We start from the raw sequence: 7,497 nt of genomic DNA, 5'->3' as shown, positions 1-7,497 counted from the left end.
GGTCAGCGCCGAGTCAGCGCCCTGGTCAGCGCGGCGCGTCCGACAGCGGCACGGCCGCCGGGCGCTCGCACCTGCTCTCGACGCCGACACTCGTGCCGCTGTCGGCGGCCGCGAGCAGCGCGGTCATGATCTCCAGCACGTGGTACGCGAGCTCGCCGTCGGCCCGCGCGGGCACGCCGTCCGGCGTCGTCGCGAGGTCCGCGACGCCGTAGCCACGCCCCGCGTCCCGGTAGCCGGCGCTCGGCGGCAGGGTCTGCCAGGTGCCGCCGAGCTCGTGCAGCTCGACGTCGCCGTCGAACTGGTTGGGGTCGGGGACCACGAGCGAGCCGGCCTGGCCGTGGACCTCGATGTTCGAGGCGCGCGTGGCGACCGAGTCGAAGCTCATCACCAGGGTCGAGAGCGCCCCCGAGACGTGCCGGAGCACGCCGGTCACGTGCGTGTCGACGTCCACGGGAACGATCTCCCCCGCCCGGGGGCCGGACCCGATGGTGCGCGTGACGCGCGTGTGGCTCGCGGCGCCGACCACCGACTCGACCGGGCCGAGCAGCGTGACCAGCGCGGTCACGTAGTACGGGCCCATGTCCAGCAGCGGGCCGCCGCCGGGCTGGTAGTAGAAGTCGGGGTTCGGGTGCCAGCGTTCGTGGCCCGGCGTCGTCATGGTGGCGGTCGCGGCGACCGGAAGGCCGATCGCGCCGTCGTCGATGGCCTTGCGCGCCGTCTGCACGCCCGTGCCGAGCACGGTGTCCGGGGCGCAGCCCACCCGCACCCCGGCGTCCCGCGCGGCGTCGAGGACCGTGCGGGCCTCCGCCGGCGTGACCGCGAGCGGCTTCTCGCCGTACACGTGCTTTCCGCCGGCGATGGCCTGCAGGGCGATCTCTGCGTGGGCGGCAGGGATCGTGAGGTTGAGGACGAGGTCCACCTCGGGGTCCGTCGTCAGCTCCGCGACGGTCAGGGCGCGCACGCCCTGCTCGGCGGCGACGGCCTTCGCGCGGTCGGCGTCGAGGTCGGCGACGGCGACCAGGCGGACGGCGTCCAGCCGCTCGAACGTGGACAGGTACTGGCCGGCGATCGCCCCGACCCCGACGATCCCGACCTTCAGCGGCTGGCCCACAGGATTCCCCTCTCGATGACGGTACGGACGTTCGGGTCGTCGACGACGGACAGCTCGTGGCCCGGCGTCGAGACGAAGATGCGGCCCGCACCCCACTGGCGGGTCCAGATCGCGGGGCAGGTGACGGGCCGGTGCCACGGGTCGAAGTCGCGCGCGGCGAGCGTCGTGGTCGCCAGCACGTCGTTGTACTCGTCGGACAGCACCCAGTACTGCTCGGTCGTCAGCTCGAAGTCGGAGATCCCGGCGACGATCGGGTGGTCGGCGCGCTCCGGCACGATGTCGATCGTGTGCCGCAGGAAGTTGTCGGCGGCCTCCCCCGCCAGCTCCGCGCGCGGCGCCTTGGGCGGGTGGGTGGCGAACTGGCCGCCGATGAGCTGGAGGTAGTCGGAGCTGTTCCGGTAGGAGTCGGCGATGCCGCCGTGCCACCCCGCCAGCCCCGTACCCGCCGCGACCGCCGCGATCAGGCCGCTCAGCTCGGCGTTCTCGATCGTGCTCATGGTCACGGTCTGCACGATGACGTCGACGCCGGCCAGGTAGTCGGCGTCGGCGTACACCGCCGTCGAGTCCTCGACCCGGACCTCGTAGCCGTGCTCGGCCAGGAACGGGAGGAACGAGCCCGTGGTCTCGACGGGCTGGTGCCCGGTCCACCCTCCGCGCACGACCAGTGCGCGTTTCGTGCTCGACGTCGTCGTCATAGGTGCTCCGCTCCAGAAAGTTGCGCAACTTGTGGCTCGATGAAAGTGCCAGCGACCTTGATACACGAGGACTTTTGCCGGATCAAGCCCCAATAAGTTGCGCAACTTTTGGTGCCGCCGCTACGGTCGCCGCATGCCGAACCCTCGCCGGACCACGCTCGCGGACGTCGCGCAGGCCGCCGGGACGACGGTGCCCACAGTCTCCAAGGTGCTCAGCGGTCGCTCGGATGTCTCGGCCGGGACCCGCGACCGGGTCATGCGCATCGTCGCGGAGCTCGGGTACCGCGGCAGGTCCGGCCGGGACGCCGTGCCGCGCGGTGAGAGCTCGCTCGTGGACCTCGTGCTGAGCGGGGTCGAGGGCACGTGGGCCAACCGGGCGCTGAGCGGTGTGGAGCAGGCCGCCGAGGAGGCCGGCCTCGACGTCGTCGTCTCCGTGGCCCGGCCGCCCGACGACGCCTGGCTCACCCGCCTGCTCGCGCGCCGTCCGCGCGGCGCCGTGCTCGCCCTGGTCGACACCAGCGCCGAGCAGCTCGCGACCCTCGCCGCCGCGCGGGTGCCGATCGTGCTGCTGGATCCGGTGCGCCAGCCGCCGTCGTCCGTGGCGAGCGTGGGCGCGGCCAACTGGGCCGGCGGGCGGGCCGCCGCCGAGCACCTGCTGGCGCTGGGGCATCGCGAGCTCGGGATCCTGGCCGGGCAGCGCACCCACCTCTACAGCCAGGCTCGCATCGACGGGTTCCGCTCCGCCATCACGCAGGCGGGGCTCGACCTGCCCGACGACCGTGTGGTGCACACCGACTGGCGGCGCGAGCGCGCCACGGAGCAGGCCCTCGACCTCCTGCGCGGTGGGACGACGCCGACGGCACTCTTCGCGTGCTCGGACACCATCGCGCTCGGGGCGTACGACGCCGCCGCCGCGCTCGGGCTGCGCATCCCGGAGGACGTCAGCGTGGTCGGCTTCGACGACCTGCCCGAGGCGCGCTGGCTCAGTCCGGCGCTGACCACGGTGCACCAGCCCATCGCCGAGATGGGCGGGGCGGCGCTGCGCATGCTGCTGCGGATCAGCGGCGGCGTGCCGCGGGAAGCGCCCCGGGAGGAGCTCGCGACGCGGCTCGTGGTCCGGGGGTCGACGGCGGCCGCCTCGGTGTCACAGGTCTGAGCGGTATCCGGTCATGGGGGGCGTGACCTCGAACATCACCGTCTCCCTCGGTACTCACACCATCGCCGTCCAGCACGAGAACGCCGTCGTCGACCAGCGCTACCACGTCGCCGGAAGCGGCCCCGTGTGCGTCGTCCACCCGGGCGGGCCCGGGATCGGCTGGGACTACCTGCGCATGTCCGAGCTGGAACGGTCCATGACCATGGTGTACGTCGAGCCCGTCGGCACCGGGGCGTCGGGCCGGCTCGCCGACCTGCGCGGATACAACCTGACCACGTACACCCACTTCCTGCACGCGGTGTTGGAGCACCTGGGGCTGCCGCGAGTCATGGTGCTCGGGCACTCCCACGGCGGGTTCGTGGCCCAGCGCTACGCGCTCGACCACCCCGACCGCGTGGCGTCGCTGGTCCTGTACGACACCTCGCCCGTGACCGGTGACGACTTCTGGTCGACGGCGGTCGCGAACATGGAGCGGTTCGCACAGCGCCACGTTGTCGAGCATCCCGAGGTGGCCGGCTACGTCGCCGGCCTGACGGGCCGGCCCGAGCCGTCCGACGACGAGGGCGCGACCGAGGTGCTGCGCAGGATCTCGCCGGCCTACTTCCACGACTACTGGGGCCACGAGTCCGACTTCGCCGTCGGGCGCAACGCCTTGCGCATGTACGCCGCCCCGGCCTGGGGCGAGGGCCCGGCCTTCGACGTGCGGGAGGAGCTGCCCGCCGTCACGGCGCCCACGCTGGTGGTGGTCGGCGACGACGACTTCATCTGTGGTCCGCGGTGGGCCCGGATGATCCACGAGGCTGTGCCGCACTCGCGGCTGGCGGTCCTGGAGCGGACCGGGCACCTGGGCCACATCGAGAGCCCCGGGAAGTTCACGGCGGCGGTTTCGGCCTTCCTTACCGCCGTGGGTGGGGTCGCCTCGTGAGCTGATCGGACGCGGACGACGGCCCTGTCCGGGCGGGTCAGCCGCCCGGGCAGTCGCTGTCGCCGCCCGAGTACTCGACGCAACCGGTCCACGGCGTGTGCTCGGGCTCAGGACTCGACACCTCGAACGACGGCACCGCCCACAGGACCGCGACGACGAGCGCGACCAAGCCCATCGGGCCGTGCCAGAGGAAGATCCAGCTCGCCTCGCGCCTCGAGCACCGGCGTGCGTGGAACGCTGACGTCCAGGCGATCCGTGCTGGCGGCGGGCATGGGCCGACTGTACTGGTCAGCATCCCCCTGACCCGCAAAGATGGGGTCGCACGGTTCGCGGACCAACGAGGGTCAGGGCAGCCCCGCCCGGTCGTCGCCGAGCGACGTGCCGAGCGGGAGGCAGTCATGACGGACGCTGTGGCACCACGGGACGCGGCCCCGACGGAGGTGTGGGAGCACCGGCCGATGTTCTCCGCGACCGACAAGGGGTCCCGGATCACCTGGCTGGCCCCGGGCCGCTCCCCCGCACGTGTCACGCCGCGCCTGTGGGCGACGGCGCTGCTGTGCCTCGTGGCATGGGCCGCCGCGACGGCGGCCGGCTCGTCGGTCCTGTGCGGCGCGACGTCGACCGAGTGCACGGTCGCTGTCGGCCAGGGCTGGCTGATCGGCGCGGCGCTCGTGCTCGGCTACCTGGCGATCCTCGCGACGGTCGACCTGGGCGAGCGGGCACAGGACCACCTCGGCCAACGGCGGGCCGCGTCGATGTTCTACCTGGCGCCGCTGCTGACGGGGATCACCGTGGGCGCGGCGGTCGGGGCGGACGTTGCGCTGGGCGCCGACCAGCGCGTGAGCCAGGTGCTCGATGGCGTCCCTGGCACCGAAGCCGTCCTCGTCTCGACGGTCGTCGCGGTGCTCGCCGCCCTGTGGGGCGTCGTCGTCCTGGTGCGGCTGCCGGGTGCCCTGCGGCACGCCCGACGCCGCCAGGAGACCATCGAGCGGCTACGGCGCGACGGGCACCGGTACACGGGCCGGGTGCGGCTCGGCGACGTCCGCATCTGGCTGCACAACGACCCCGAGCTCGCCGTCACGATCACCTACGACTCCCCCGCCGGCAGCCACGAGGTAACGGGCTGGATGCGGACCTCGCAGGACCGCGTGCCGAAGGACGGTAGCAGGGTGGTCGTGCTCACCGATCTGCGCGGCGCAGTGCACGTCGAGCTCGACCGCGACGGGGACGTGGCATTCGAACCGCCAGAACGGTATGCGCCGAGCGAGTAGGTGGTCGTCGCGCATCTGGTCGGGCACAGCCCCCGAGGTGGGGTAGTATTTCCGTCGGCCCCAAGGGGCCAAAACCGGTAGCCTTGAGCATGCTCAAGAACACCGCGGGCTGTGGCGCAGCTTGGTAGCGCACTTGACTGGGGGTCAAGGGGTCGCAGGTTCAAATCCTGTCAGCCCGACAGATCGCCCCTCACCTGTTCACGCAGGTGAGGGGCGTTTTTCATGCCGTCTCAGCGGCATCCTCGTCGCCCTCTCCCGACCCGTTCTTGTGGCCACTTTGTGACCACCAGGCCCCGAACATCGCGCCGGCGTCGGTCAGCGCTCGGTGATCCGGGTGCAGGTAGCGGGCGGTCATCGCCGGGTCCTGGTGGCCGGCCACCCGCTGGAGCACATGGAGCTGGACGCCACTGTCAGCCATCCAGGTAAGCGCCGTGTGCCGGAGCCCGTGCCGGACGAGGCCGGCGATGCCAAGGTCCTTCACGAGCTTGTCCCAGTTGGTGGCGTCACGGAGTGTCGCCGTGATGATCGTCCCACCGCGCGGCCCCTTGATCAGGGGCGAGTCATCAGACCGGCCAACAGCCGTCAGGCGTTCGAGCGTCTCCCGGGCCGGCTCGATGATCGGGACGACACGGTTGCGCCGGCCCTTGGTGGACTTCACGATCAGCCCACCGCGACCCGGGTACTTCTGCCGGCGCACGTAGATCAGGCCGGCCGTGAGGTCGACGTCACCGTGCTTCTGCTGGCGACCGCGGGTATGCGGATCAGTGAGGTGTCCGGCCTCGTCGGCGGCAACGAGCTTGCGAGCGTCGCCACGTCAGGCAGCGCCATCTCACGCGGGTTGACGTCGGACCCGTCCTTGACCTGGCCCGGTTGCTTGCGCCGAGCGCGGTCCTTGGCCGGGTTCCTCGGCAGCAGGCCGTCACGCACCGCGTCATCCAGTACGTGGACCAGGGCCGCAACCGTCCCGTCGACGTGGCGGAGCGACTCGTCATCGAGCCGGGAACCGCGGTCGTGCGGCGCGAGAACTGGTATTACGCCGACGAAATCCCGATGCAGATCGGGATCACGTTCATCCCGTGGTCCATCGCCAAGGGCACCGCACTCACGAAGGCCGAGAACCTAGGAAAGCGCGCCCTCTATGGGCGACTCGAAGACCTCGGTTACACCATCGCAAACATCCGTGAAGGGGTCACCGCGAGGCCGGCCACCCGCGAGGAAGCGGAAGGACTGGACATGCCGGCCGGCGTGCCCATCATCGATCTGTGGCACACCGGCATGACTGCCGAGAAGAAGCCGTTCGAGGTCACGAACTTCCGGATGCGCGCTGACTACTCAGCGCTCGACTACGACATGCCCGTGGAGTACCGAGCCCCGCGACTGTAACGATCCACACCCGGCGCGAGGAAGACATTCCGGCCCTCGCTGCGATCCTCGTCCGCGTGAACGAGCTGGACGGCTACCCCGTCGAGGGCGTGGCAGACCCAGAGCATGGCTACACCACCAACACGAGCTGCGAAGCTGGGTCGCCGTCGAAGACAAAGAGACCATCGGACAGATCATGCTCACCGGCGCCACGTTCGATAACGACGCCGCGTGTCTTTGGCACGAGCAGACCGGGGGGTCCATCGAGCAACTGGCAATCCCCGCACGGCTCTTCGTGGACCCGAACCACCGAGGCACCGGTGCTGGCCGGCTCCTCATGGAAGCCGCGGTTACATTCGCGCGACTACAGAAACTCGCAGTCGCCTTCGGCGTAATGCTCAAGGACCACTCCGCGATCCGACTCTACGAACGCCTAGGCGCTCACCGCGTCGGCAACCTCACCCACCACTACAACAGCGGGTTAACCGAGCCAGCAGCTGTCTACACAATTGGGGCTGACGCCTTCCAAACGGCATCGAATCTTTCTTAAAAGTCGAATGCGCCCGGCCAGAAATTTCAGAAGTCAGTTCTCTCCGCGCTCACGGACACTCTCAATCTCGACCGTCATTTCGCCATCAGAGAGCTGAATCCACACGTACACCCAAAGGCCCAGAGTGACACGAGGTACCTCTGCGGGAGCCGGAGGATACATCTCGCACGTCAAGTCAACTCTCACATTTGAAAGACGCGCATCATCAACCTTGTACGAACGACGCTCCACAGCGCCATGAATCTCAATCGATGATTCGCTAGCTACATCACCCCAAGTTCCGGGAAGAAGCGTAACCGCGAACTCCCGGATAGCTTGGTCGAGCAACGGAAAATTAATCCGAAGCGCCGAGAGAGTGGCATCGTCAACTGGTTCTATAGCAACTTCTTCCGCAAGCATCTCTATCGCCGTCGCGGGATTCGTAGCC

General features: G+C 70.0%; 9 protein-coding genes, 1 tRNA gene and 1 pseudogene. 6 read left to right on the top strand and 5 right to left on the bottom strand.

What is annotated here, in order from left to right:
- Nucleotides 1–25: 25 nt before the first annotated feature.
- Nucleotides 26–1,111: a Gfo/Idh/MocA family protein gene (locus tag ACFWEJ_RS25085; protein WP_377231897.1), complete on the bottom strand. Its 1,086-nt coding sequence runs from the start codon at nt 1,109–1,111 to the stop codon at nt 26–28.
- Nucleotides 1,096–1,806, bottom strand: coding sequence for a ThuA domain-containing protein (locus ACFWEJ_RS25080; RefSeq protein ID WP_377231896.1), 711 nt, complete (start codon nt 1,804–1,806; stop codon nt 1,096–1,098). Before ACFWEJ_RS25080 ends, ACFWEJ_RS25085 begins: the two co-directional genes overlap by 16 nt.
- 133 nt (nt 1,807–1,939) lie before the next feature.
- Between ACFWEJ_RS25080 and ACFWEJ_RS25075 the strand changes: the two genes are divergently transcribed.
- On the top strand, nt 1,940–2,962 hold the full coding sequence (locus ACFWEJ_RS25075; protein WP_377231895.1) for a LacI family DNA-binding transcriptional regulator: 1,023 nt from the start codon (nt 1,940–1,942) through the stop codon (nt 2,960–2,962).
- A 22-nt stretch (nt 2,963–2,984) separates the two neighbouring features.
- Nucleotides 2,985–3,887 (top strand): alpha/beta fold hydrolase, encoded by a 903-nt coding sequence (locus ACFWEJ_RS25070; protein WP_377231894.1) that lies wholly within the window; start codon nt 2,985–2,987, stop codon nt 3,885–3,887.
- Between the two features lie 37 nt (nt 3,888–3,924).
- On the opposite strand, the gene ACFWEJ_RS25065 is transcribed toward ACFWEJ_RS25070, so the two are convergent.
- Nucleotides 3,925–4,062, bottom strand: coding sequence for a hypothetical protein (locus ACFWEJ_RS25065; RefSeq protein WP_377231893.1), 138 nt, complete (start codon nt 4,060–4,062; stop codon nt 3,925–3,927).
- 223 nt (nt 4,063–4,285) lie between these two features.
- On the opposite strand from ACFWEJ_RS25065, the gene ACFWEJ_RS25060 reads away from it, so the two are divergent.
- Entirely contained in the window at nt 4,286–5,158 is an 873-nt protein-coding gene (locus tag ACFWEJ_RS25060) for a hypothetical protein (protein ID WP_377231892.1), read from the top strand.
- Nucleotides 5,159–5,263: 105 nt separating this feature from the next.
- Nucleotides 5,264–5,337, top strand: a tRNA-Pro gene (locus tag ACFWEJ_RS25055).
- Nucleotides 5,338–5,378: 41 nt separating this feature from the next.
- Here ACFWEJ_RS25055 and ACFWEJ_RS25050 read toward each other — a convergent pair.
- Nucleotides 5,379–5,876 (bottom strand): annotated as a pseudogene (locus tag ACFWEJ_RS25050) (tyrosine-type recombinase/integrase); the annotation flags it as partial.
- A gap of 224 nt (nt 5,877–6,100) precedes the next feature.
- Between ACFWEJ_RS25050 and ACFWEJ_RS25045 the strand changes: the two are divergent.
- Both ACFWEJ_RS25045 and ACFWEJ_RS25040 read left to right on the top strand, forming a co-directional pair.
- Nucleotides 6,101–6,541 (top strand): UTRA domain-containing protein, encoded by a 441-nt coding sequence (locus tag ACFWEJ_RS25045; RefSeq protein WP_377231891.1) that lies wholly within the window; start codon nt 6,101–6,103, stop codon nt 6,539–6,541.
- Nucleotides 6,438–7,070 carry a GNAT family N-acetyltransferase gene (locus ACFWEJ_RS25040; RefSeq protein ID WP_377231898.1) on the top strand — a complete coding sequence of 211 codons (633 nt, stop codon included), beginning with the start codon at nt 6,438–6,440 and terminating at the stop codon, nt 7,068–7,070. Before ACFWEJ_RS25045 ends, ACFWEJ_RS25040 begins: the two co-directional genes overlap by 104 nt.
- A 33-nt stretch (nt 7,071–7,103) precedes the next feature.
- Here the strand turns inward: ACFWEJ_RS25040 and ACFWEJ_RS25035 are convergent.
- A partial coding sequence (locus ACFWEJ_RS25035; protein ID WP_377231890.1) for a hypothetical protein occupies nt 7,104–7,497 on the bottom strand: 394 nt, incomplete at its 5' end.

It is taken from the genome of Promicromonospora sp. NPDC060204, from assembly GCF_042728455.1.
Classification (GTDB): domain Bacteria; phylum Actinomycetota; class Actinomycetes; order Actinomycetales; family Cellulomonadaceae; genus Promicromonospora.
The sequence above is the reverse complement of the archived record's forward strand: the minus strand, read 5'-3'. Positions and strand labels throughout refer to the sequence as shown.

What these genes read in the sequence shown, in the direction of transcription:
- ACFWEJ_RS25060 (WP_377231892.1), top strand. Translation starts at nt 4,286, where the DNA reads ATGACGGACGCTGTGGCACCACGGGACGCGGCCCCGACGGAGGTGTGG.
- ACFWEJ_RS25065 (WP_377231893.1), bottom strand. Translation starts at nt 4,062, where the DNA reads ATGGGCTTGGTCGCGCTCGTCGTCGCGGTCCTGTGGGCGGTGCCGTCG.
- ACFWEJ_RS25080 (WP_377231896.1), bottom strand. Translation starts at nt 1,806, where the DNA reads ATGACGACGACGTCGAGCACGAAACGCGCACTGGTCGTGCGCGGAGGG.
- ACFWEJ_RS25075 (WP_377231895.1), top strand. Translation starts at nt 1,940, where the DNA reads ATGCCGAACCCTCGCCGGACCACGCTCGCGGACGTCGCGCAGGCCGCC.